The sequence below is a fragment of the Methylomonas koyamae genome (genome assembly GCF_001644025.1).
Classification (GTDB): Bacteria; Pseudomonadota; Gammaproteobacteria; order Methylococcales; family Methylomonadaceae; genus Methylomonas; species Methylomonas koyamae_A.
Genome location: NZ_LUUK01000155.1, coordinates 1 through 25,601, shown reverse-complemented (window position 1 = coordinate 25,601; position 25,601 = coordinate 1). Strand labels below are relative to the sequence as shown.

At 60.1% G+C, this 25,601-nt stretch carries 22 protein-coding genes; 21 read left to right on the top strand and 1 reads right to left on the bottom strand.

Features of this window, described 5'->3' with window-relative positions:
• Nucleotide 1 precedes the first annotated feature (1 nt).
• From A1355_RS10625 to A1355_RS10540, 18 genes are all read left to right on the top strand, one after another.
• Nucleotides 2–730 (top strand): hypothetical protein, encoded by a 729-nt coding sequence (locus A1355_RS10625; RefSeq protein ID WP_064027805.1) that lies wholly within the window; start codon nt 2–4, stop codon nt 728–730.
• Entirely contained in the window at nt 727–1,524 is a 798-nt protein-coding gene (locus A1355_RS10620; protein WP_064027803.1) for a hypothetical protein, read from the top strand. Before A1355_RS10625 ends, A1355_RS10620 begins: the two co-directional genes overlap by 4 nt.
• Nucleotides 1,521–2,792: a DUF4255 domain-containing protein gene (locus tag A1355_RS10615; RefSeq protein WP_064027801.1), complete on the top strand. Its 1,272-nt coding sequence runs from the start codon at nt 1,521–1,523 to the stop codon at nt 2,790–2,792. Before A1355_RS10620 ends, A1355_RS10615 begins: the two co-directional genes overlap by 4 nt.
• Nucleotides 2,789–4,843 (top strand): ATP-binding protein, encoded by a 2,055-nt coding sequence (locus tag A1355_RS10610; protein WP_064027799.1) that lies wholly within the window; start codon nt 2,789–2,791, stop codon nt 4,841–4,843. The genes A1355_RS10615 and A1355_RS10610 overlap by 4 nt, the downstream gene beginning before the upstream one ends.
• On the top strand, nt 4,840–5,097 hold the full coding sequence (locus tag A1355_RS10605; protein WP_064027797.1) for a hypothetical protein: 258 nt from the start codon (nt 4,840–4,842) through the stop codon (nt 5,095–5,097). Before A1355_RS10610 ends, A1355_RS10605 begins: the two co-directional genes overlap by 4 nt.
• Nucleotides 5,090–7,045, top strand: a complete 1,956-nt coding sequence (locus tag A1355_RS24540; protein ID WP_082885485.1) for an eCIS core domain-containing protein — start codon at nt 5,090–5,092, stop codon at nt 7,043–7,045. The genes A1355_RS10605 and A1355_RS24540 overlap by 8 nt, the downstream gene beginning before the upstream one ends.
• A complete protein-coding gene (locus A1355_RS10595) occupies nt 7,038–10,196 on the top strand; it encodes a DUF4157 domain-containing protein (protein WP_064027795.1) in 3,159 nt (1,052 codons plus the stop codon). Before A1355_RS24540 ends, A1355_RS10595 begins: the two co-directional genes overlap by 8 nt.
• 74 nt (nt 10,197–10,270) lie before the next feature.
• Nucleotides 10,271–10,492: a hypothetical protein gene (locus A1355_RS10590; RefSeq protein WP_064027793.1), complete on the top strand. Its 222-nt coding sequence runs from the start codon at nt 10,271–10,273 to the stop codon at nt 10,490–10,492.
• Nucleotides 10,489–11,139 carry a hypothetical protein gene (locus A1355_RS10585; RefSeq protein WP_064027791.1) on the top strand — a complete coding sequence of 217 codons (651 nt, stop codon included), beginning with the start codon at nt 10,489–10,491 and terminating at the stop codon, nt 11,137–11,139. The genes A1355_RS10590 and A1355_RS10585 overlap by 4 nt, the downstream gene beginning before the upstream one ends.
• 9 nt (nt 11,140–11,148) lie before the next feature.
• Nucleotides 11,149–11,514: a hypothetical protein gene (locus A1355_RS10580; protein ID WP_064027789.1), complete on the top strand. Its 366-nt coding sequence runs from the start codon at nt 11,149–11,151 to the stop codon at nt 11,512–11,514.
• Nucleotides 11,507–12,634 carry a hypothetical protein gene (locus tag A1355_RS10575; protein ID WP_064027786.1) on the top strand — a complete coding sequence of 376 codons (1,128 nt, stop codon included), beginning with the start codon at nt 11,507–11,509 and terminating at the stop codon, nt 12,632–12,634. The genes A1355_RS10580 and A1355_RS10575 overlap by 8 nt, the downstream gene beginning before the upstream one ends.
• Nucleotides 12,631–13,188, top strand: a complete 558-nt coding sequence (locus A1355_RS10570; RefSeq protein WP_064027784.1) for a phage baseplate assembly protein V — start codon at nt 12,631–12,633, stop codon at nt 13,186–13,188. Before A1355_RS10575 ends, A1355_RS10570 begins: the two co-directional genes overlap by 4 nt.
• Nucleotide 13,189: 1 nt before the next feature.
• Nucleotides 13,190–13,513, top strand: coding sequence for a hypothetical protein (locus tag A1355_RS10565; RefSeq protein ID WP_064027781.1), 324 nt, complete (start codon nt 13,190–13,192; stop codon nt 13,511–13,513).
• 7 nt (nt 13,514–13,520) lie between these two features.
• Nucleotides 13,521–13,883, top strand: a complete 363-nt coding sequence (locus tag A1355_RS10560) for a GPW/gp25 family protein (RefSeq protein ID WP_231883636.1) — start codon at nt 13,521–13,523, stop codon at nt 13,881–13,883.
• The gene (locus tag A1355_RS10555) at nt 13,880–16,417 is read left to right on the top strand and encodes a putative baseplate assembly protein (protein WP_064027779.1); all 2,538 of its coding nucleotides are present in this window, start codon (nt 13,880–13,882) and stop codon (nt 16,415–16,417) included. The genes A1355_RS10560 and A1355_RS10555 overlap by 4 nt, the downstream gene beginning before the upstream one ends.
• Nucleotides 16,414–19,755, top strand: a complete 3,342-nt coding sequence (locus tag A1355_RS10550; protein ID WP_082885484.1) for a putative baseplate assembly protein — start codon at nt 16,414–16,416, stop codon at nt 19,753–19,755. Before A1355_RS10555 ends, A1355_RS10550 begins: the two co-directional genes overlap by 4 nt.
• 7 nt (nt 19,756–19,762) lie before the next feature.
• Complete coding sequence (locus tag A1355_RS10545) at nt 19,763–21,910, top strand: hypothetical protein (RefSeq protein WP_064027775.1); 2,148 nt, start codon at nt 19,763–19,765, stop codon at nt 21,908–21,910.
• A 26-nt stretch (nt 21,911–21,936) separates the two neighbouring features.
• Nucleotides 21,937–23,310, top strand: coding sequence for a DUF6519 domain-containing protein (locus tag A1355_RS10540; protein WP_064027773.1), 1,374 nt, complete (start codon nt 21,937–21,939; stop codon nt 23,308–23,310).
• A gap of 138 nt (nt 23,311–23,448) precedes the next feature.
• Here A1355_RS10540 and A1355_RS26110 read toward each other — a convergent pair whose 3' ends face one another.
• Nucleotides 23,449–23,673 carry a hypothetical protein gene (locus A1355_RS26110; protein WP_064027771.1) on the bottom strand — a complete coding sequence of 75 codons (225 nt, stop codon included), beginning with the start codon at nt 23,671–23,673 and terminating at the stop codon, nt 23,449–23,451.
• A 66-nt stretch (nt 23,674–23,739) separates the two neighbouring features.
• Here A1355_RS26110 and A1355_RS25710 point away from each other — a divergent pair, with 66 nt between their 5' ends.
• The 3 genes from A1355_RS25710 to A1355_RS10520 all read left to right on the top strand — a co-directional run.
• A complete protein-coding gene (locus A1355_RS25710; protein WP_064027770.1) occupies nt 23,740–23,928 on the top strand; it encodes a hypothetical protein in 189 nt (62 codons plus the stop codon).
• A gap of 713 nt (nt 23,929–24,641) precedes the next feature.
• Complete coding sequence (locus A1355_RS10525; protein WP_064027767.1) at nt 24,642–24,977, top strand: hypothetical protein; 336 nt, start codon at nt 24,642–24,644, stop codon at nt 24,975–24,977.
• 79 nt (nt 24,978–25,056) lie between these two features.
• The coding region (locus A1355_RS10520) for a RelA/SpoT domain-containing protein (protein WP_197471782.1) at nt 25,057–25,601 on the top strand (545 nt) is incomplete at its 3' end.

Genomic DNA, 25,601 nt, shown 5'->3' with positions numbered 1-25,601 from the left:
CATGAGCGCGGGCATCGCCTCGACCTTGCTGGCCGCCTGGGAACGCTGTCTGCTGCAGACCGATACCGAACGCGCACTGACATTGCTGGTCATGTTGGATACCGAACTCAGCGAAACCACGTTGAGAAGCCTGCCGCTCGGGCAACGCAACGGCCGGCTGTTGGCGCTACGCGAACGCTTGTTCGGCGCGCGAATGGCCAGCTTGGCGGCCTGCCCTAACTGCGCGGAGACGCTGGAACTGAATTTGAATGTCGCCGATCTGCAATTGCCGCCGCCGGCCGAGGCGCCGTTGGTACTGGTGCAAGACGGTTTCCGCATCCAATTGCGTTTACCGGATAGCCGCGATTTATTGCATATTCAAACATTGGCTGACGTCGATGCCGCACGGCGGACTTTGTTCGCCCGCTGCTGCGTTGAAGTGTTAGCCAGTGGCGAGCCGGTTATCCCGGAAACCGTCCCGGAAGTCTTGATTGCTTCGGCTGAAGCTTTACTGGCAGCCGCCGATCCGCAAGCCGACATCAGCCTGGATTTAAATTGCCCGAGTTGCCGGCATGCGTGGCTGGCGGCTTTCGATATTGCCGGTTATTTGTGGCGGGAAATTCAGGCCTGGGCGCAACGCTTATTCAACGACGTGCATTTGCTGGCCCGCGCTTACGGCTGGAGCGAAGCGGACATCCTGGCGATGAGTCCGTTGCGCAGGCAATGCTACCTAGAACGGGTGCGGCAATGAACGGCTTTCTGGGACAACTCGCGGCGCTGACGCTGCATCGAATAGAAGCCTTGCCGCCGCGTTTGCCGGGGCGTTTCGAGCCCGATTCAAGCGAACCGTTCGCGGCGGACCCGTTCGATCCGTCGACCGAACCGTTGCCGCCCAGCCCGACCCTGGGGCCGGCTATCCGCGAACCTATACCCACGATCCCAAACACCGCAGTCGGGCGGGATGACGCAGTCGGACAAGGGGCGCCAAATCTCGATCCACCCTTCTCCTGGCAGGCGCAAACGCCTGCCGAACAGCCAGCGGCGCAACCGTTGTTGACGCCCGTTCCGCCGGCAATCCCGCCCTTGTCCAGCCGCCGCGAAATACCGGTCGAGCCTCGGACACCGACCAATAGCGGCACCAACGCGGCCGCGCCGGCGGTCGAGCGGGAGATGACTCGAATCGAGGAGCGCGTCACGATGCTGACCGAGCGCGAGCGTGTGCTCGATCCGGATGCAACACCGGTCATCGCGGCCGCCAGCCGGCAACACCAACCAGAATCCGAACCGCTTAAGCCGATGAATCCGCTCGTGGCCGAGCTTAAACCCATCGTCCCGGCATTGACCGGTTTCAAGGACGCCGCTGCGCGGCAACCCGCCGATGTCCGGCCGGAGCCCACGCCAATGCCGACGATACAGGTTACGATAGGCCGCATCGAAATCCGCGCTACCCAAACCAGCGAAAAATCCGCCGCCAAGCCGCGCCCGGCTCAGGCGACGATGAGTCTGGACGATTATCTGAAGCAGCGCGACGGAGGCCGGCGATGAGCAATTCACTGGCTGTCGCCACGGTAACGGCTGCGTTGGCGACGCTGATTCAAAATGCCGCGCAACAGGCCGTCAGCGGCGCCGAAGTGGTGCTTGGCAGGCCGCAAACCGCGCCGCCGGCCAATGCCTTGCGCTGGGTGCAACTGTGTTTGTATCAGGTCACGCCGAATCCGGCTTTGCGTAACGCCGATCTACCGACCCGCGATCCTAGCGGACGGATTAGCCAGCGCCCGCAAATCGCCCTGGATTTACATTATTTATTGGCGTTTTACGGCGACGAAACCGCCTTCGAAGCGCAGCGCATGCTGGGCGCGGTGGCCCGCGACCTGCATGCGCATCCGATCTTGACCCGCCAAGCCGTCCACAATGCCGCGCTCAGTCATGCCCCGCTGAACGACTCCAACCTGGACCAGGCGCCGGAATTGGTCAGATTGATGCCGCTGCCGTTGAACCTCGACGAATTGTCCAAGTTATGGTCGGTGTTCTTCCAAACGCCCTACGCCTTGTCTATTGCCTACCGCGCCAGCGTCGTGCTGATCGAATCGGACGACGCGGTAAATCCGGCGCCGCCGGTGTTGCAACGTGGCCAGGACGACCGTGGTGTCGAGACGCTGCTGGGCCGGTTTCCCCGCCTGGAAACAATCCGGATTGGCTTCGCCGACAACCGCGATGTGCCGCTGCCGTCCTTGCCTAATGCCTGGCCTGGCCTGGTTTTGACCTTCGGCGGGCAGGACTTGCAAGGCGACAGCGTAACGCTGCGCTTTCAGCATCCGCGTCTGGGCAGCCGCGACGTGGCGATCCCGGAAGCGGACCGCGATGCCACCAGTCTACGCTTTACCTTGCCCGACGATGCGGCGGCGCAAACCGACTGGGCGGCAGGCCTTTACGAAGTCGCCGCCATCGTCAGCCGCGACGGCACGGAACGCACCACCAACCGCTTGAGTCTGCCGCTGGCGATCCGCGTCGACAGCATCTTGCCGGCCAATCCGGTGGCCCGCGCGGCCGGCGACGCCACGCTGACGATGGCCGCGACGCCGCAAGTATTAACCGAGCAAGCGCCGCTGCTGCTGTTGGGCGATCGCGAAGTCGCCGCGCAAGCGCGCATCAATCCCAGCGATCCGCTGGTGTTCGTCATCGAAAACGCCGCGCCGCTCAGTTTGCAACCGGTGTATATCCGCGTCGACGGTGTCGACAGTTTGCCGTTCGCGTTTTTGGATCATCCGCCGCGCTATGCCTTCGCCGACAGCCAACGGGTGACCATCGTATGAACGAGCATCAACGCTGGCTGCAAGCCAATAACGATTATCTCGGCGATGCGATCGCCTGGCTGCACCGCTTGCTGGAGCGGCAAATCGCGGAACTGACTCATGCCGCGCCACCGGCCAAACGTGGCTGGTTCAAATGCCGGGAGCCTGAAACGGAGCAAGGCTCCGACGACGCCGAAACCGCGATCCGCGCGCTCGGTAAAAAACTGGCGGCCGCCGAAAGCGCCGATCCGCCGCCGGCTTTGATTATCCTGAGCCGCCAGCTTGGCCTGGATCGCTTCGAGCAACAAATTTTGCTGTTGTGCGCGGCCATCGAGCTGGACGGCAAAACCGCCGCCTTGTGCGCCAAAGCCCAAGACAATGCTTATAAACCTTATCCGACCTTCGCGTTGGCGCTGCGTTTGTTCGAGCAACCCAACTGGCAAGCCTTGTCCGCCGACCGGCCCTTGCGCTACTGGCGCCTGCTGGAGATCAACCAGCCCGGCGCCGAAGCGCTGACCACCAGCGCGTTGCGGGCCGACGAGCGCATCGTCAATTTTCTGGTCGAACCCAGACACAATATCGACGACCGTTTATTGCCGTTCATGGCCCCGCTGCTCGGTGCCAGCGATGCCGCCGCGCTGGCGCCGTCGCAACGGCGGGTCGTCGGGGAGATTGCCGCTTATTTGCAAAGCCGGGCCAGCGGGCTTAGTCAGCACGTGTTGGTGCAATTGGCCGGCCCGTCGGCCCGTGTAAAAGCGGAAGTGGTCAGGCTGGCCTTGGCGGAACTGGGACTCGGCGGTATGGCGACGAGTTTAGAGAGTCTGCCGACTCAGACCGCCGACCTGGAAAACTTGTTGCGGTTGTGGGAGCGCGAGCGCTTGTTGCTGCCGGTGGCTTTGTATCTGGACGCTGGCCATGCCGACGAGCACACCCATGCCACGTTACTGAGACGTTTGCTTGGCGCCTGCAACGGCGTATTGATTTTGGGTGTCCGCGACCCGCAACCGGAATTCGACGGCTTGATCGTCGAAATCGCCAAGCCCGATGCCGAAGAACAACAAAACGTCTGGCGGGAGGCGCTCGGCGACGATGCCACTGTGTTGGCCGCGCAACTGGCCGGCCAGTTCAGCCTGGAATTGCCCGCGATCCGCGAAATTGCCGATTCGGTGGCCGGCGAGCCGGCGGCTGGCGAACGCCGCGACCGGCTCTGGCAAGCCTGCTTGCGTAAAACCAGCCCCAAGCTGGATCAATTGGCGCGGCGTATCGACGTCAAGGCCACTTGGCCCGACATCGTGTTGCCCAAGGAGCCGCAGGTATTGCTCAAGCATATCGCCGGCCAGATCGAGCGGCGCGGCCTGGTTTATAACGACTGGGGCTTCGTCGATAAAATGAATCGCGGTCTGGGGCTGAGCGTGCTGTTCGCCGGCGAAAGCGGCACCGGCAAAACCATGGCGGCGGAAGTGATCGCCAACGCCTTGCAACTGAATCTGTACCGGACCGACTTGTCGGCGGTGGTCAGCAAATACATCGGTGAAACCGAAAAAAACCTGCGGCGCTTGTTCGATGCCGCCGAAGACGGCGGCGCGATTTTGTTTTTCGACGAAGCCGACGCGCTGTTCGGCAAGCGCAGCGAAGTCAAGGACAGCCACGACCGCTACGCCAACATCGAAATCAATTACTTGCTGCAACGCATGGAAGCCTATCGCGGTCTGGCGATTCTGGCGACCAACATGAAAAGTGCGTTGGATCAGGCCTTCATGCGGCGTTTGCGTTTTATCGTCAATTTTCCGTTTCCCGGCGCCGCCGAGCGCGCCGACATGTGGCGCAAGGTATTTCCGCCGCAAACGCCGTTGGCCGAGCTGGATTATCAGCATCTGGCCCGCTTCAATCTGACCGGCGGCAGCATCCACAACGTAGCCTTGAACGCGGCATTTCTGGCAGCCGCCAGCGATGCCCGGCAGGTGACGATGGCGTTGATTTTCGAAGCGCTACGCGCCGAATTCCGCAAGCTGGATAAACCGGTCAACGAAGCCGAGTTTCGGCTGTTGGGCCTGGTCGGGAGCGCGCCGTGAACATTCAATTGCACATCGAACGGCTGGTGCTGGACGGTGTCGATTTGGCCGGAGATAGTCGCGGCGAACTGCAAGCCGGTTTGACGACGGAATTGACCCGCTTGCTGAGCGAGGGCGGTTTGGCCGGCCAATGGAGTAACGGCGTGGCGGTGCCGCGCTTGCAGTTGTCCGGCTTGCAATTGGTTGGACAGCAGCCGACCCGCTTGGGCGAGCAGATCGCGCAAACGGTTTACCGAGGCCTAGGCCATGAATAAATCCCGGTCGGTAGAACGTCCGCCGCTTTCCGCAACGCCATTGGTCGGATCCATTAAACCCGAGCGCGGCAAATTTTCCGAGCAGCCGGCCAGTTTGCCGGCCAATAGCGAACGCGGCGCACATGAATTTGGCGCGATTCCGCTCAGCCCGGCCCGGCCGGGCAGCTGGCAGGCCAAGCTGGTGTTAGGCCAGCCCGGCGATGTGTTTGAGCGCGAGGCCGATGCGGTTGCCGATAAGGTGACTGGCGGCGGTCGTGATCGAGCGCTGACGTCGGTCGGTCAGGATGGCAATACCTTGAGACGGGCTCCACAACCGGCCAGCGATAACATGGACGCGCACGCCGCCGAATCTGAAATGGCGCCGCAAGCCGAAACCGCCAAGCCGGAAAGTGTGGATAAGCAGGCCGAGGAGGGCGATCCGGCCCAAGTGGCGTTGCTATTGCTGGAAAGCGACGATTTGGAGGGCGATCAGCAGCCCAGCGGCGGCGAGCAAGCCGAGTCTGACGACGCGGATCAAGCCGGTGAAACGGAGCCAATGCGGACCAGTCCGCAAGCCGGCCAGACGCCCAGCGTGTCGCCGCGTCAGGAATCGCGTATCCAGGCCTTACGCGGCGGCGGTCAACCGTTGGCAAGCCCGGTCAGACGTTTTTTCGAGCCGCGCCTGGGTCGCGACCTTAGTCAGGTCCGGGTTCACACCGGCGTCGACGCCGGCAAATTGGCCGATTCGGTCAGGGCCCGTGCGTTTACCGTCGGTCGCGATGTAGTGTTCGGGGCCGGTCAGTATCAACCCGCTAGCGCAGGCGGGCGCTGGTTGTTGGCGCACGAACTGACTCACGTCTTGCAGCAGCAAAGCGGTTTGGCGCGTATGCCGCTGGCGCCGATTCGAGTGCGCGAAACCAGCGAACCGCGGGTGCAGGGCGGTTTTTTCGGCAAATTGTGGAACGGCATTAAAAAAGGCGCGAGAGCGGTCTGGGGCGGTATCAAAAAGGGCGCCGGCGCGGTTTGGGGTGGGATCAAAAAAGGCGCCAGCGCGGCGTGGCGAGGCGTCAAAAAAGCCGCCGGCAAGGTGTGGGACGGTACCAAGTGGGTGGCGGGCAAGGTTTGGGGCGGCATCAAAGCCTTCGCCGGTTGGGGGTGGAATGTGTTGAAAGCCGGCGCGGCCTTGGCCTGGCGGCAAGTCGTCAATTTCCCGAGCCGTATCTGGCGCTTGATCAAGCATTTGGGCAGCGGCATCGCCGGCGCGGCCGGTTGGTTGTGGGACGGCTTGAAACTGGCCTGGCATCTGGATTTCAAAGGCCTTGGCAATTGGTTTCTGGACGGCATCCTGTCCGGTGCGGCCTGGATCGGCCGCTTGATCGGCAAATTGGTGGACATCGCCGGCATCGGCGAGGTCTGGGACTTGCTGTTTCAAATCATCAAATTCAACACCCGCACGCTGAATTCGACCGAAAAAAGCGAAGCGCAAAAAACTTTTCAGGACAACATCGCGTACTGGCAAGTACGCATAGACGAATATTCGCTGATTTCCGCCATCGGCGCCTTGTTCAAGGGCGGCGGCGGGATGGGCGTGACGACTTTCCACACCATCAATTTCAATCAAAAGATCAGCGCCAGTCCGGGCAGCAACGATATGCACTGGCTGACGCACGAGCTGACCCATGTCTTCCAATACGAACGCGTGGGTTCGCAATATCTGGGCGAAGCGATCCATGCCCAGGCCACTGCCGGCTACGATTACAAAGGTCCGGACGCGTTGTGGCGACCGGCCACCAACCCGTCGCCGAATATGCTCGGCAAACACTTCCGCGAATTCAATCGCGAGCAACAGGCCGATATTGCCGCCGATTACTACTACTCGCTATACAGCCAAACTACCGCCGGCGGCATCACCCCGGTCACCAGCGACTACCAACCGGTGATCGACGAAATGAGGGCAGGCGATGTCTAGCCTAACCAAAACGCCGGCCGCGTCCGGCAATAAAGTGGCGTTAGCCACGCAAACTCGACCCGCCGTCTGCCTATTGCAGCGTCGTTGCGCTTGCGGCAATCACTCGCCCGCTGGTGGAGAATGCGCGGCCTGCGCGCGCAAGAATAAGCCGATACAACGTCAATTAGCGATTGGCGCCAGCAACGATCCGATGGAACGCGAGGCCGATCGGGTTGCCGATCAGGTATTGGCTAGCCATAGCGCGTTACCGACGTTATCCGCCGCCGGTGCCGAGACCATTCGCCGCCAGGAAGCGCCCAAGGAAAAAACCGACGCGGAAAAATATCGGGAAGGCCTGGAAAAACTCGGCGAAGCGTTTTTACAAACCCCGCTCGGCAAAACCTTGGTCGAGAAGCTGAAACAAGATGCCTTGGTGAAAGGCGCTACCCAGTTTGGCAAGGATATTCTCGCGACTTGGCCGGGCAGAATTTACACCGGCGAAGCCGCCGTAATAACCGTGGCGACACTGGCGGCGAACCACAAGGCCTTGCCGGTTCAGATACCCGAAATCCCGTTGGACATTATCACGCCCGGCTTGAGTGTGAAGCTGACCTACAAAGGCCCGGTGGATAAGCCGACCGATGCGATGATTACCTTTAGCTACCGCGAGCAAGCGGCCAAAAACGACGCTGGGAAAACACCGCTCAGCGCGGCCGACAAGTATCGGGCGGAGACCGCCAAAATGGCGGCGGATCAGGCCAAGTTCCGCGCCAATATGCGTTTTACGCCCGGTTCCCCGGAAGACTTAAGGCAAAGGGCGGAAGATGAGGCACTCAGACAGGCCGCGCTGAAGTATCGTGGCGGTCCGGATATTTCAGAGACTCTAAAAAAATATCCGTGGCTGGCGGCACCGCAACCGAAAAACGGTTTACAGCTGACGCAGCCCAATTGGTCGCCGGGTAAGGAAAGGCCTTCGTTGTTTGGCGATCAAATCAAATTGAGAATTCTCAGCGAAGAAGAGCAGGACGAACGTCCGGCCTTGCAGAAAAAACTTCGTATCGGCGCCAGCGGTGATCCCCTGGAAACGGAAGCGGATCGCGTCGCCGAACAAGTGCTAACAAATTCGTCAAACCCGCCGCTCAAGTCGGCCACGCCCAGCATTCAACGCGTAAGCGGCAACGGTTCGGCCGCCGCGGAAGCGGTGCCGGACAGCGTCGATCAGGTGCTGGCGAGTTCGGGTAGGCCGTTGGATGCTCCATTGCAGCAGGATATGGAGGCGCGTTTCGGACAGGATTTTTCTCGGGTGCGCATCCATATCGGCGGCGCGGCCGAACAATCGGCGCGCGAGGTTCAAGCCAAAGCCTATACGGTCGGTCACGATGTCGTGTTCGGCGACAACCAGTTCCAGCCCGAGACGCGTGAAGGTCGGCATTTGCTGGCTCACGAACTGGCTCACGTGGTTCAGCAACGCGGTGAATCGAGAGGGTTGCATAAAAAGGTCATGGGTGATGATGATCCGATACATAGACCGCTGATAGAGCGATTCCGCCGCGAAAACGGATTTCCTCCGAGCGGTGAGGACGAATACGGACATCAAGTAGGTCCGTCGGACGCCCAAATCAAATACGGCGGTTTATTGATACCTGCGGCGCGGCCAGCTACTCCGGCGGAACAGCGCGAGTTCGTCGAGGGTGCCATACGCTTTTTGCGGGAGGCTGCGGATTTTTATCGAGATGTGACGCGAATCGATCAGACGTGGCTGGCAACGATTTTACAAGGTTGGCGAACGGCATATACCAGTAATCTGAGGATTATTCAGCAGATGCTGAATAACGATGCCGCGTTAGCAAGCCTTCTTGTCGGAGCCTATCAGGCGGCCGTCGCGTCGTTGATTACGAAAGCCGCTTCCTTGCTACGCAGAACCGAACAGGATTTGTACCAGCAGCTCGTCGGCGCGATAGACGAGGTGGCTTGGCCGCGCGGCAGAGCCGACCCCACGGGCGCGGAACTCACTAACGCGCTTCCGGAAGCGGAGCGTCAACAACTGCGCGTGATTACGCTGAGAGTCACTTTGGCTAATCTGGACGCCTATTTTCAGCCACGGGCGACGATGATCCCGTTACCGGCGAACGTAGTCGTGCGCTTCTCCAGCGGCGTTATGCAAGTGTTGCGTAGGGGCTTGGAAAATATCGCCGGCACGTTGACAAATCCCGCCAGCTGGACCAGCGGTCCGCCGCCGCTCGAACCGAATTCGACGTTGACGCTAGCTTTGCACTTGGAGAACGTCGGGGGCGGGTATTCGGCCTTTCGCTTTACCTATGTCAGACGTCAAGTACAAGGCGGCGCGGCCAACGGTGAAATATTGGTCGAACATTTAGGCGGCATAGGCATGGAAACCCTGCATCCGGATCAGGCCAAGAGAGCGCAACAACGTTTCGACCGCTACAATTTTCGCCGTGGTGCAGGTTGGAGCGACCCGCAATTTCAGGAAGTATTGGCGGCATTGGAGCAAGTGCCAGACACCACCTTAAATCTGGTTGCCGGTTATACCTTCAATCGCGGCACCGTACACCAGACCCATCCCGAATGGTGTGGCGAACATCAATCCGGGACCCGCGTCATCACTTTGTTCGACTGTGCCTTTACCGCGTCGCTGACTCGGACCGGCGTTCCCGGACAAGGGTTGGCGAACGTCGCGCGGCAAGACGTATTGCACGAGTTGGGGCACGCACTCGATTTAAGGATATTGTCGCAAGTCATCGATCCCGTGAATCAAGCGGTTAACGCGCAACGCAACGCCTTTCGCCGTTACGAAACTCAGCCGGGTTCCAATCGCTACTCAATTCCCGCCTCGATGCAAGCACGCTGGAATCAAATACATGCGCAAATAACCGCAGCTCAACGAACGCGCGACGCGGCTCGCTCCTTGTCGGGTTCGCAATGGCAAGCGCAACCCGGCAGCAACGACTTGACGATTGTGGAAGGCGCGGACAACGTGGCTTTCCGGCAAGCCGCACAGCAGGATGGCGGCCCAGGAATCACGCACTATTCGGATACCAGTTGGCAGGAACACTTTGCCGAATCCTACGCTTTATACATGGTTGACCCGGATGGCTTGCAACGCTTGCGTCCGCACGTATTCGCTTTCCTCCAGAGCAACTTTCCGCGATGACCACGAACTGCGGCGAAAGGCTAGCGACTAGCCGCCCCACTATTGAGTAACGCAACATTTAACGAGAAATAACGATGCGCTCAGCCACCTCCAAGTTAAAAGATTTCGGCGATGATCTTAAGGATGTTCTGAACAAGCTGATTCCGCTCATGGTTCGACAAACTCTCCGCGAACCGAATCAAGCTAATGCCGTTAATCCCGAACCTGTCGAAGCACTTAATCCTAACTTCCTGAAAACAGCTGATGCGTCGGTCATACCGATTGGCGCGACGCCACCGCCAGGAGCTTTCTCATGAGCGGTTTCCCAGGTTCTCCGAAACTGATCAAGGGTGGCGTGGTGCTGATCGATCCCGGCAGCGGCGCGGTGCGGCGCATCATCGCCTTGCAGTACAACCCGGACACCATCACCCGCTCCTTGCAAGTGCAAGGTATCGGCGCCGATAGCGGCGACCGTTCCGAAGCGCTGCGCCTGAAAGGTCCGCCGGTGGAAACCATCAAGCTGGACGCAGAAATCGATGCCGCCGAGCAGTTGGAAATCGCCGACGGCCTGGCGACTCAAGTGGGTTTGCATCCGCAATTGGCCGCGCTGGAGTTGATCGTCTATCCGAGCAGTGCTCAGCTCCAGGCCGCCAATAGTCTGGCCCACGCCGGCACCCTGGAAATCGCCCCCTCCGAAGCGGCGTTGATGCTGTTTATCTGGAGCAAGCAGCGCATCGTGCCGGTACGGCTGACCGAGTTCAGCATCACCGAGGAAGCCTTCGACGCGGCCTTGAATCCGATCCGCGCCAAACTCAGTCTGGGCCTGCGGGTGTTGAGCGTCAACGACATCGGCTTCGATCACAAGGGCGGCAGTCTGTTTATCAGCTATCTGCAAAACAAGGAGCAGTTGGCGCAAAAATTTGCCGGCGGCGCGTTCGCGGCGCTGGGCATCAGCGGTATTTAGGAGACGACGATGACCGATCCGAATCTGGCTTTGCAACAACTCCTGCAACCCGGCGGCACTGCCGGCCCGTTTCCGCCCGGCAGCCGTTACTACGGCATTCCGACCGCGATTCTGGAAAGCGCCGACGGTCGCAAGACCGCCTATCTGCGGCGCCGCTTCGTGCCGGCGCCGGAGCGCTTCGAGCTGCTGCAGGAACATACGGTCAGTCAGAACGAGCGGCTGGATAACACCACCGCCCGCTACCTCGGCGACCCGGAACAGTTCTGGCGGCTGTGCGACGCCAACCGCGCCTTGCAACCGCGCGAGCTGGAGCAGGTTGGCCGCAAACTGCGCATCACCTTGCCGGAAGGCATCCCAGGGCCCAGCAATGCTTAACGGCATCAACCTGACCTTGCTGATTGGCCCGGCGCTGCCGATACCGGCGCCGACCGCGGTGATCGAAGCCTTGATCAGCGTCCAGGTCAATAGTGGCGGCGAGCGCAGCGGATTTCAGTTGGTGTTTGCGGTCAGTTCCCAGTCGTTGCTGACCAACACGCTGTTGCCGGCGGGTTATTTCGATCCGATCACGACGCGGGTGATGATCATCGTCACGCTGAACGGCATCCCCAACGTGTTGATAGACGGCATCGTCACCCGCCAGGAGATGTCGCCGAGCAGCGAGCCGGGCCAGGCCAAGCTGACCATCACCGGCGAGGACTTGAGCGTGCTGATGGACATCGTCGAACTGAAACGGCCATTTCCGGGCATGGACGATACCTTGCAAATGCTGACGATACTGGCGCCGTACGCCGCCTTCGGGGTGATTCCGCTGGTGACGCCGCCGCTGTTTTTGAATTTCATGTCACCCACCAAGGGCTACAAATCCCAGGACTCCACCGATCTGGCGCATATCAAAAAATTGGCGGCGCGCAACGGCTACGTGTTTTACGTCGAATCCGGGCCGTTGCCGGGCCAGAATCTGGCTTACTTCGGCCCCAATATCCGCTTGCCGATTCCGCAGCCGGCGCTGACCATCAACATGGACGCGCACAGCAATGTCGATAGCCTGAGTTTTTCCTTGAACGGTCTGGCCAAGGAAGTACTGATCGTCACGGTAATGGACCCGATCACTCACAAAATTCCGATTCCGGTGCCCATCCCCAATATCAGCATTTTTCAACCGCCATTGGGTGCACGGCCGACGCCGCCGGCCAAGGTCAGGTTCGCCAAGGAAGTCGCCGGTGAAGATCCGCCGGGGGTGGTCAATCTGATGGTCGGGCAAATGTTGAAAGGCTCGGCGAACGCAATTACCGGCAGCGGCTCGCTGGATGTGTTGCGTTACGGTAGAGCCTTGCGGGCGCGGATGGTGGTCGGCGTGCGCGGCGCCGGTCTGGCTTACGACGGTTTGTATTACGTCGATAGCGTCACGCATAACCTGAAACACGGCGAATACAAACAAAACTTCACGCTGTCGCGCGACGGGCTGATTTCCAACACGCCGAGGCTGCCGGTATGAACGAAGAGAACAAATATTGGGGCAAGTATCGCGGCACCGTGATCAACAACGTCGATCCGGAACAGCGCGGCCGGATTCAGGCGCTGGTGCCGGACGTCAATTCGTTGATTCCGACCACCTTCGCCGAACCCTGCGTGCCGCTGGCCGGACCGACCGGGCCGCCAATGGGCGTGTACATGGTGCCGCCGATCGGCGCCGGGGTATGGATAGAGTTCGAGCACGGCGATCTGGACAAACCGATCTGGGTCGGCTGCCGCTGGGGTTTGCAAACCGATATTCCGCTGGCGGCGCTGGCCGGCAACCCGGCCGATCCCAATATCGTGATTCAGTCCTTGCTGCAGCAAGGCATTATCGTCAGCGACCTGCCGCCGGCTCCGCCGCCGCCGGTGATGCCGCCGATCCCGACCACCGGCGGGGTGATTTTACGCAGCACCACCGGCGCTTACATTGTGGTCAACGACGCCGGTATCTTCATCAGTAACGGCAAGGGCGCCAGCCTGGAAATGCTGGGGCCGGCGGTGATGATCAACAAACTGGCGCTGGTGGTGACTTGAGATGGCCGGCTTCTTAGTACATGTCGGCGCGCAGGTGTTATGCGCCCACGGCGGTCAGGCGACGCCGACCGTGCCAAACCCGCGCGTCATGGTCAGCGGCCAGCCGACCGTGCTGATGACGGCGCCCTATATCGTGGCCGGCTGTGCGTTGCCGCCGCCGCCCGCTGCCAACGGACCTTGCGTTACCGGGCAATGGTTGATGGGTACCACGCGGGTCACGTCCAACGGCCAACCGCTGGTGGTGCAAAGCAGTCAGGCGATATGCGCGCCAACCGCGACGCCGCTTTTGATTTTATTAACCCAAACCCGCGTCAGCGCGCTGTGAGGATGCCATGATAGCCGTCGATTTTCCGTTGCATTTCGACCAGCGCGGACGCACCGCCGTCACCGCTTACGACGAGCATATCCGCGACATGATCGAACAATTTCTGTTCACCAACAACGGCGAACGCGTCAACCGACCGGATTTCGGCAGCGGCTTGCTACAACTAATTTTCGCGCCGAACAGCGCCGAATTGGCGGCGACGCTACAATTCACGATTCAGGCCGGCTTACAGCGCTGGCTGGGCGATGTGCTGGATGTACTGGCCTTGGAAGTGACCAGCCAGGACTCGACCTTGCAGGTGCAGGTGCAATACCGGGTCAAGCGCAGCGGCGAGGTTCGCAGCGCGGAATTCCTCAGGAGTCCGACATGAGCGCCTCGGCATTGCTGTGCCGCGAGGATAGTCGCCGAGCGCTAGTCCGGGCCAGCGAGAGTTTGAACGGCTTCGATTACTTGGAAGTCGGCGACGACCAACTGAGCTTGACGGTGTTTTTTCTGCGCAAGGCCCCCGATCACCTCGACGCCGCGAATCTGCGTATCGTCGGTGGCGAGCGGATTACCGGCATCCGGGTGGTCTCTGTAGAGATTGTTCGCGACGAAGACCCGGAGCGCGACGACTACATGCTGGTCGGCCTGGACCGTTACGGCGATTTTTCCAATTATCGCTTGTGCGCGGTGGCGCTGGACGAACAAGGCCGGCCCACCGAGCGCAGCATGCCCGGCTTCGATCCGCGTTACGCGAGTCTGGAATTCAATTTCAAGGTGGCCTGCGGCGGCGACATCGACTGTAAGCCGGCGCAGGATTGTGCGGCGTCGGCGGCGGAATTGCCGGAAATCAATTATCTGGCCAAGGATTACGCCAGCTTCCGGCAATTGATTTACGACCGCTTGGCGCTGGTACTGCCGGATTGGCGGGAACGCCATGTCCCGGATTTGGGCGTGACGCTGGTCGAATTGCTGGCTTACGTCGGCGACCATCTCAGTTACTATCAGGATGCGGTCGCCACCGAAGCGTATCTGGACACCGCGCGGCGGCGGATCTCGGTCAGACGCCACGCCCGCTTAGTCGATTACCGCTTGCACGAGGGTTGCAACGCCAGGGCCTGGGTGTGTCTGGAGGTCTCGCAAGATTTGGCCGTCGAAAGCGCCGATGTGTTTTTTATCACCGCGTTCGATTCCGGCGACGACACGGCTTTGCTCAAGGCCGAGGATTTGCCGCAAACCTTGCCGCAACCCTATTTGGTCTACGAACCCCTGCTGGTGCCGGCCAAGCAAACCCTGCACTGGTACGCGGAGCATAATGCCATCGATTTTTATACCTGGGGCGATGCTAAATGCTGTCTGCTCAAGGGCGCAACCTCGGCGACCTTGCTGGACCCCGGTATCGAAAGCCGGCAATTGCGTTTGCAAGTCTGCGACGTGTTGATTTTCGAGGAAGTGTTGGGGCCGCACACCGGCAACCGCGCCGATGCCGATCCCAAACATAGGCATCCGGTGCGGCTGATTGCGGTCGAGGAGGGCGTCGATCCGTTGACCGGTCGCTTCATCGTCGATATTCGCTGGAGCCGGGCCGATGCGTTGCCTTTTGCGTTGTGTTTGTCGGCGGTCAAGGACGAAGATTGTTCGCCGCTGACCGGCGTCAGCGTGGCGCGCGGTAACGTGGTGCTGGTCGATCACGGCGAAACGGTGACCGAAACGCTGGAAGTGGTGCCCGGCAGTTGGCATTGGCCGGATTGCGACGATTGCGGGGTGCGCGAACCGACGGCGTTGCCGCTGCGTTTTCGGCCACGTTTGAGCAAGCCCGAATTGACCCACGTCCAGCCGCTGCCGGCCTGCCGTCAGCCCGATCCGTGCGGCGCACAACCGCTAGTCATCGCGGCCAGCGGTTTAGCGGATCAGGATGTACGTCTGGCATTGCCATGGCTGGCATTGACCGAAACCGATCTCGGCGCTTGCGATACGCCGGAGGTATGGTCTGCGCAAGCCGATTTGTTGAACAGCAACGCCGGTGACCGGCACTTTACTGTCGAAATTGATGACGATGCGGTTGCCTGGCTGCGCTTCGGCGACGGCCAACAGGGCCGGATGCCCAAGCCCGGTACCCGTTTCGCGGCCCGCTACCGGACGGGCAACGGCCCGGCCGGTCTGGTCGGCGCCGAGACCATCACACGCATCGTATTTCGTAATCGCTTTCCCAGCGGCGCGACCCTTTCAGTGCGCAATCCCTTGCCGGCCCAGGGCGGCGTGGCGGCGGAGCCGGTGGCTCAGGCGCGCTTATTGGCGCCGCACGCGTTTCGGCAAGTGTTGCAACGCGCCGTCACTTGCGACGATTACGCGCAAATTGTAATGCGCGATTTCGCCGCCGAGGTACAAAAAGCCGCCGCAACGCTGCGCTGGACCGGCAGCGGCTACAGGGTGTTGGTGGTGGTCGATGCCTACGCGGCCAGTGCCGACTGCCGAAGCTTGCTGTGCCGCATCGACCGGCATTTGCGGAGCTACCGGCGCATCGGTCACGACCTGGAAGTGGTTGCCGCGCTGCAAGTGCCGCTGGCCTTGATCTTGAAAGTCTGCGTTCGGCCCGGCTTTTTGCAAAGCCAGATTAAAGCGAGCCTGCAAACCATGTTCAGCAACCGCGTTTTGGCCGATGGCCAGCGCGGCTTTTTTCATCCGGACAATCTGAGTTTCGGCGACGGCGTGTATTTGAGTCGCATCGTCGCGGCGGCACAAAAGGTGGCCGGCGTCGCCGGCGTCGAAGTCAGCGAATTGCGGCGCTTGTTCGAAGCCGCCGACGATGCAATCGCCACCGGCGTGTTGACGCTGGCGCCGCTGGAAATCGCCCGTCTGGATAACGATAAAGGTTTTCCGGAACACGGCTTATTGACGCTGAATATGGAGGGCGGACGATGAATACCATCTCATCTTGCGGCTGTTGCTCGGGCATCTCTGTCTCGGTGCCGGCGGCCATCGAGAACCGGCCCGGCTTGCCGGCCTTACACTACCGGATTGGCGATTACCACGGGTTTCTGGAATCGGCGCTGGCGCGCCTGTCCACGCTGAATCTGGCCGAGCCGGGCGAAGCGGGCCGTTATCCCTTGCAGGCCTTGACCAGTCGCCAGCCCGATGACTTTTCGATTGCGCTGCTGCAAGCTTGGGCTAGCCTCGCCGAAGTGTTGAGCTTTTATCAGGAACGCATCGCCAACGAAGGCTATTTGCGCACTGCCACCGAGCGCCGCTCGGTGTTGGAACTGGCCCGGTTGATCGGTTATCAGCCCCGGCCCGGCGTCGCGGCCAGCGTGTTTTTGGCCTATGGTTTGGACGATAAATTCGAAGGTCCCAGCCTGATAGCCAAAGGCGCGAAAGTACAGAGTCTGCCGGCGCCCGGCGAGTCGCCGCAAACCTTTGAAACCAGCGACGACCTGGAGGCGCGCGCCGCCTGGAATACGCTGAAGCCGCGCCTGAGCCGCCCGCAAACGTCGCTGTCGATGTTCTTCGATCCCGGCGGTCCGCGCGTCTATCTGAAAGGCATCAGTACCAAGCTGAACGTCGACGATCCGCTGCTGATCCAGATCGGCGGCAACGAGCCAGCGCTGCTACGGGTCGGCGAAGTCCTGCCGGAACCCGAGCACGACCGCACCCTGGTGCGTTTGCAGATTGGCGTGACGCCGATTGCCGCCGTCTTAAATTGGCAAGATGTACTGAACGATCAATACGCCTTGTTGCTGCTCGACGACGGCAGCGGCCAGCCGGGGTTTTTCGATTTTCGTTTCGACGTGGACATCGAACAGGTGGAGGCTGACGGCTTGACGCTGTATTCGCTGGCCGACGGCGGGGCCTGGTTGCTGCAGATCGGCGCCGAAGGTCACCAAATCGTGTTAAGCCGGAACAGCCGGCAACTGGGCTATGCGGTCAAGTCGGTGGACGGTATCGGCGCGACTGGACTGAGCTATCTGCGTATTTCCCTGGAAGGCTTGCAGGATTACCGGCAAATCATCGCCGGCTTGACGCAGTCTCCGTCGCTTCAGCCCCGCAACCAGGCGACCTTGACGCGCAATTTGGCCGGTCAGTTCTTTGCCGCACCGCTATTGGATCCCAGTGCCGGCGGCGGCGCGGGCGGCGGGGATACCGGCGGAAATGGGGGCGAACTTCGCTTCCGTGCCCGACCGTTAACGGTCGATGTCGCTGCTCGCTACGCGACCCAGGGCTTGAATGCGGTGGCCGACGCCAACAACGCCATCGCCAAGCGCTTCAGTCCGGCCTTACGCACGCATCTGGCCGCCGCGACCGCCAATACCCGGATCACGCTGGATGGGCCGGTGACGGTGTATGCGCTGCGCGGCAAGGCATCGCCGTTCGGGCATAACGCGCAGTTGCGGCAGACGGATTTCGCGAACGGTAATTACACGCTACGAGAATGGCAAATAGCCAACCCGTATAACACGCCAACCACGTCTAATACCGGTTCGGTTACCGGCGCGGTATTCCACCAGCCGACCACGCTATATCTGGACGCCGATTATCCATTGACCACCGGCGGCTGGATCGTCATTGCCAAAGCCAACGGCAGCGAGATCGTGGTGCGCCTGGATAAGGACACCCTGCAACACCGCTCGCTGGCCGCTTACGGGCTGAGCGGTAAAAGTCTGGCTGTCAGCCTGCCGAGCGATAAGGCCTGGATCGGCGAACCGACCGGCAACAACCCGGAGCCGTTCGCCACGGTGCGTACCACGACGGTTCACATTCAAAGCGAAGCCCTGGCCCTGGCCGAGGAGCCGATCAGCACGCCGGTGTGCGGCGGCGATAGCGAGTTGCTGGAGTTGGACCGCTACCACGAGGATTTGCAAGCCGGTCGCTGGGTCATCGTCAGCGGCGAGCGCGCCGATCTGCCGGGTACTTCCGGCGTGCGTTTCAGCGAATTGGCGATGCTGTCTTCGGTGCGCCAGGATTTGTATCGGCAGACCTATTACAGTTTGGCCGGCCGAGACGGCGGCGTCGATAAACTGGAGTACAGCTTGCCCGGCGACCGCATCCACAGTTTCGTCAAGCTAGCCAAACCGCTGGCCTATTGCTTCAAACGCGACACGGTGAAGATACACGCCAACGTGGTCAAGGCCAGCCACGGCGAGACCCGCAAGGAAGTGCTGGGCAGCGGCAACGGCGCCCAGGCCCTGCAACGGTTTACGTTAAAGCAATCGCCGTTGACCTTCGTCGCCGCCAACAATCCCGCCGGCATAGATAGCACGCTGGCGGTGTCGGTCAATGGCGTGCAGTGGCGGGAAGCCGAGGCTTTAAACGGTCTGAGCGCGACTGGCCGCGCTTTTGTAACTCAAACCGACGATGACGGTAAAACCTCGCTGATTTTCGGCGACGGTGTGCACGGTGCGCGCTTGCCGAGCGGGGTCGAAAATATTCAAGCGGTTTACCGTAGCGGCATCGGCAAGGGTGGCAATGTCAAGGCCGAGCAAATCAACCTGTTGCTGAGCCGGCCGTTGGGCGTCCGGGATGTGATCAATCCATTGCGGGCCTCTGGCGGCGCCGATCCGGAAAGCCGCGACCAAGCCAGGATCAATGCGCCGCTGACCCTGGCGGCGTTGGACCGGTTGGTGTCGGTACGCGATTACCAGGATTTTTCCCGGACCTACGCCGGCATCGGCAAGGCCTACGCGGTCGAGTTGTCCGACGGTCGCCGCCAAATCGTTCACGTGACGGTGGCCGGCGCCGAAGATATTCCTATCGACGAGACCTCCGACTTGTTTTTGAATTTGTGGCAAGCGCTGCACGACTACGGCGATCCGTTTCAGCCTATGCAATTGGCGGTGCGGGAATTGTTGTTGATCGTCGTCAGCGCCAGGGTTCGCATCGCGCCCGATTACCGCTGGGAAAACGTTGAGCCGGCGTTGCGCGGGGTATTGCTGGAAGCCTTTGGTTTCGAGCGCCGCGAATTGGGGCAGGGCGTTTGTCTGTCGGAAGTGATTAGTGCGATGCAAGGTGTGGCAGGGGTGGTGTATGTCGATGTGGACGCCTTCGGCGGCGTGCCGGAAAAAATCCCCGACGCGGCGGCGGGTCGGCGTTTGCAAACGCCCGCCGAAATCGCCGAGGCGGTGCAAGCCATCGCCGCGCAAACCCAACCGGCCCAGCATTTGGCCGTGAATCTGGCCAAATTCGAGAACGGCGCGATTCGGCCGGCGCAAATCGCGGTGTTGGCGACCGAGATTCCGGAAACCCTGAGCTTGAATCAGATACTGTGAGGCTGGCATGAACGCGACACTCGATAGACTCTACGAATTACTGCCGGCGATACACCGCATTCGCGATGCCGAACAGGGCGAACCGCTAAAGGCGCTGCTGCGGGTGATAACCGAACAGGCCGATCTGCTGGAGGCCGACATCGCCCAACTCTACGAAAACTGGTTCATCGAAACCTGCGACGACTGGGTGGTGCCGTACTTGGGCGATTTGATCGGCTACCGGCCGGTCGCCGAGGCCGGCCGGCCCGGCGATGCCGCCACGCCGCAAGGCCGGCTGCTGAACCGGGCCTTGACGCCGCGCAGGGAAATCGCCAATACCCTGCGCTATCGGCGACGCAAGGGCAGCCTGGCTTTGCTGGAAAGTCTGGCCGCCGACGTGGCCGGCTGGCCGGCGCGGGCCGTGGAATTTTTACCGCTGCTCAGCCGCACGCAGCATCTCAATTACCAGCGGTTAGCGCAGGGCCGTAGCGTCGATGTCCGGCAAGGCACGGCGCTGGACTTGCTGGACGGACCGTTCGACGCCATTGCTCACGGCGTGGACGTGCGGCGTATCGCGTCCATTCATTCGCCGGGCCGTTACAATCCGGCGGCGGTGGGCTTGTTCGTCTGGCGTATTCAAGCTTACTCGGTCAGCAAGACTTCGGCCTGTTGCGTCGAAGAGGTGGCGCCGCATTGTTTTACGTTTAGCGCGCTGGGCAACGACAGTCCGCTCTATCACCGGCCCCAGGCCGACGCCGCCGATACGATTGCCGAAGAAACCGCGTTGCCGGTGCCGATCCGCTGCCGCTTGTTTCATACCCAAACCGCCGCCGCGTCGCTCGATTACGGCGAAGGTCGCAGTTTTGCGATCTGGGCGCCGGGTTGGCCGAAGAAAGACACGCCGCAGCCCTTGCCCAGGGATTTGCTGGTCAGCGCCGATCTGAGCGACTGGCGCTTCGTGCCGGCCAAGGGCCAATTGGCCATCGATACCGAACGCGGTCGGTTGGCGTTTCCCGCCAAGCAGTTACCCAAAAAAGTTTGGGTGTCCTATCACTACGGCTTCAGCGCGCCGCTCGGCGGCGGCGAATATCCGCGCGAACTGCGCCAGGCCGACGCCAGCCAGTTGATCCGGGTGTGCGGTCAGGACGAGTTGCAAAAAGCCCTGCTGCCCTGGCAATCCGGCCAAGCCGCCGGGCAGCAACCGGCCCGCGCCGTGGTCGAGATTGCCGACAGCGGCGTCTACGTGCTGCCGGTCAATCTGGAACTGGCGCTCGGCCGCGTGCTGCAGATTCGTGCCGCTGACGCCAGCCGGCCCATCATCCGCTTGCTGGATTGGCAGACCGACCAGCCCGACAGCTTCAGCATTCGCGGCAGCGCCGACAGCCATCTTGTATTGGACGGTTTGTTGATTGCCGGGCGCGGCGTGCTGGTCGAAGGCCCTCTGGGCAGTTTGGCGATCCGCCATTGCACGCTGGTGCCGGGCTGGTCGCTGGATTGCGTCTGCGAACCTTGCCGGCCGGCGGAACCCAGCCTGACCGTGATCAACAGCCTGGTTTGTATCCGCATAGAACACAGCATCGTCGGCTCGATACAGATCGGCAACGACGAAGTCAATGCCGAGCCGTTGGCACTGCACATCAGCGACAGTATCGTCGATGCCACCGGCTGGGACGGCGACGGCCCGGAAAGCGAAGCTATCGGCGCGCCCGGCGCCGGCTTTGCCCATGCCAACGCGACCGTGGTTCGCACCACCGTGTTCGGATGCGTCAACGTGCATGCGCTGGTTTTAGCGGAGGACAGTATTTTCATGGGCACGGTCTGCGTGGCCCGGCGACAACTGGGCTGCATGCGCTTTTGTTACGCCCCGCCGATCTCGCGAACCCCGCGCCGTTACCACTGCCAGCCGGACTTGGCGACCGCCGAGTTGAGCGGCGACGCCAAACTGCTCGAACAACGGCGAGTCGTGCCGCACTTCACCAGTAGCCGTTACGGAACGCCGGCCTACGCGCAATTGGCCGCCGATTGCGCGGCGGAAATCGTGCGCGGCGCCGAAGACGAATCGGAAATGGGCGCGTTTCACGATTTGTTTCAGCCGCAACGTCTGGCCAACTTACGGACGCGGCTCCAGGAATACACTCCGGCCGGCACCGATGCCGCCATCATTTTGGCGAGCTAAGCCGCCGCATAATTGAGGACAACGATATGAAAGGCGATTTTTCGAGAATGACCTTTACCCCGGACAAGCAATTCCTGCGGGTATTGATGCAACAAGGCCGGGTGCAACTCGATGCCGACTGGAACGAGCAAAGCGCGATCCTGCTGCACTATTTGCAGACGCTGGCCGCCGATTTGATCGGTCCCTACGGCGGGCCGGCGGCGGCGTTCGGCTTCGAGATTTTTACCAAGCCCAAACCCAAGGCCGGCGACTTCAACATTGGACCTGGGCGCTATTATGTTGATGGCCTGCTCTGCGAAAACCCAGCACAGCGGCTGACCTATCTCAGCCAGCCCAACTATCGTCTGGACGAAAAAGCCGGTCCGTTGCAGTTTGGCAGCTATCTGGCGTATCTGGACGTTTGGGAACGACATATCAGCTATCTGGAATACGACGATATCCGCGAAAAAGCCCTGAACGGCGCCGATACCGCCAGCCGCTCGCAATTGATTTGGCAGGTCAAAACCTTGGAGCTGCAGGATGGCCGCGACTGGCGGGAGGCCTTGGATAGCCAATTAATCGTCAGTCAAGCCTGTCTGGCCGCGCAAGTCAAACCGGCGGACGCGCCGACCGATGCTTGTTGCCAGCCGTCGGACGCCCGCTATCGGGGCCAGGAAAATCAGTTGTACCGGATCGAGATTCACAGCCCAGGCGGCGACGAAAGCCCGGCGACCTTCAAATGGTCGCGGGAAAATGGCGCGGTGGCCTTCCCGGTTGTAAACATCGTTGCCGACGCCGCAGGCCAAACTTTGACCGCGACGCTGGAGCATTTGGGCCGCGACGATAAACTAACCTTAAACGAAAAGGATTGGGTGGAATTGCAGGACGACGACAGCGTGTTACTGAATGCTGGCTATCCGCTATGCCAGATTAGAGCAATCGATAGGGTCAATCATACCGTCACCTTGGCCGGAATCAGTCCGCTGATTTTTCGGGCCGACCGGCATCCGCTGCTGCGACGCTGGGACCAGCAGGGCGATGCCGACGGTCTAGCGATCAAGCCGGACGAATGGCTGCCGGTCGAAGCCGGCATCGAAGTCCGATTTACGCTCAACGGCGAATTGCGCGGCGGCGATTACTGGCTGATACCGGCGCGCACCGCCACCGGCGACATCGAATGGCCCCACCAAGACGACGGCCAGGGCAACCGCGTCGCGTTGTCCAAGCGGCCGGCCGGCGTCGAGCACCACTACGCGCCGCTGGCGCTGATCGAGGTCGGAGAAGGCGACGTCGTAGCCGTCACAGAAGACTTGCGCTGCGATTTCTCGCCGCTGTCCGCGAACTGCAAAAACAGCCTCGGCCGGCGGCTGGGCGACGGCGCCGGGATCGATGCGTTATGCCAGGACAACCGGGATCGCTAGTCGGGGCGTGGCAATCGTTCCGGGCCTGATGCTTGCTTCCGGTCTTACGCGACCGCTTCGACCATGCCAATAGTTCCAGCACCGGCGCCGAACCGCGTTGCTGCAAATGACTGGTGCTTTGCTTGGCGGTATAGGCCTTTACCCTGCTTTGCAGGATTTAAGCAACGCCGTCATGTCCGCCGGGACGCAGGCATCCAGTGCCTTGGAAGGCAAGCTTCGATCCGTCCGTGGGGTCTGGATTTCGGCAATCCCTGCCGAAATGACGAGAACTAAGCGCGAATCCGACCAATAAGAATTAAACCGCTGCATATCCCGGCTCAAATCCGCCGACGCGGCGATCAGGTGCAAGCGATTTTCCATCATCACGTAACCGTAAAGCTGAAACCCGCTGTCGTACGGTAAAGTTCGTCAGGAATCCAGTCGCGAACTATGTGCTTCACGTTGTTCAGCACATCCACGGCTCTGATCGACGTCGGAGAACGCAATGCTGTGAGTCGGGTCGTCGATTTGCGTTGTAGCTTCACGTCGTTGTCCAGTGCTTGCCAATTCGACGAGCGGGGACATTTGGGTAGCGGTGTCGGCATCGATGAATTGTGTCGGGAGAACGGTAACAACTAGTGAGCGTAATCTGAATGCGGCTGAGCTGAATCTGCCAATGCCGTTAAGTTAATCACGGGACATATTGTAGGGTCGAATTTATTCGACCTTTAGCGCCTATAGTGCGAATAAATTCGCACCTACTAGTTCTTAACTATACGGCATTGGCGGAATCCGGGAGATCATTCAACATCAGGCTTCCGTTCCATTGAATGCCGGCTGCGCTTTCTGGCTGGGGCGGCGGAAAATCACGGCACTCGCCTCCTTCGCCCAGCGAACCGTGTAGCTATGCTGAGCCCTATTTGCTAGCTGTTCTGTTTTGCCTCAGGTTCGATAAATATTTTCGGGATCTATGTGGACTTGCGTATGAATTGAAATCGCCAACCGCAGTCACGGACGATGAGTAAATGATGGTTGGATGACCGGCAAAAATAGCGACCCTAAGCAGCCCGATTGCGTGTGGTTTTGAGTGGCTGCCAGTTTCACGCTGCAGACCCAGGCGGCCTGAAAGAAACCAAACAATATTCCTGACTTTATTGCCTAGAGTGTGGTTATCATGGAAGATATAGTCGTTTTTGGGCTTTCGTCGGAATGTGTTTTTATCAACACCACTTGGGGTGTTAAAATCAAAGACAGGCTGCAAATCAATTGCTTAAAATTAATCACTTGAGTTATACGACAGATGAACCAAATTATAAGACATCAGATGTCGTATATTTTACGTTAAGCATCCTATGAAATTAAGCCACCAAGAATACATAGAGAAAAATCGAAAGCGTGCAGTTGAGGTGGCAAGCGGAATGCTTGAGGGTTCTACGCCTTATCTTGAAGGCGCTATTGAGTTGTCCTCACTGAGGTTTGAAGTTGGTTTGCCAGAAGACGACAAAGACTTTCTGGCATTCACTCTGGTTTCCACGGAAATTGATCATTTGCCAGTTGGTGCGCCGAGGCAGTTTTGGTCGCGAAAAGCTCTTTCTCGTCTTGAGCCTGAAATACAGCGGTCTATAAAGTGGGCACAAGAAGTTTCTGTATCTGAATGTAAGTCTATTTTGGCAAGGTTCAATGCTTAACAAACGGGTCAACTTGACCGGCCAAAGCTACGCTCCTATTGTCGCTACGCTTTCGCCGTCAAGTTACCCTTATCGTTAGATGTTGGAAATACCAATCCCCACTCCCGCCAATTATGAGTTCATCGTCGAACCTCATCGACGAGCACTCAAGACACTTGAGCTTGAGTGGGACTTCTTTATTCGAGACGTAGGGGAACTCAATCTATTCTCTGTATCGAGTCGCATCAAGCAATATGATCGAGCGGTTAAAAAGGCATCCTACCTCGGTATTCCGGTCAGCGAACTTGACGATCTCGCCGGCCTACGTATCGTTGTAGGAACATTGGTCGAGATTCCTATTGTCACGCGCTTCCTCACCCGCCAAGAGATCAGCAAAGACCTAAAGATCGTCAAGAAACATCAGATTGCCCGTGACTCTGGGTATCGAGCGACCCACGTTGTGATCGAGAAATGCTCTAGCTACCATTCTTCGGTCTTTCCGGGCCGAGTTGAAGTCCAGATTCAAACAATTTTCCAGCATGCATTCAACTTCCTTTCTCGCAATTGGAGCTACAAGCAGCCCTGGAAAACATCACCTGAGTGGTCTATCAAGTTCACCGAGTTGTGTAAGCGATCTTTGAAGGA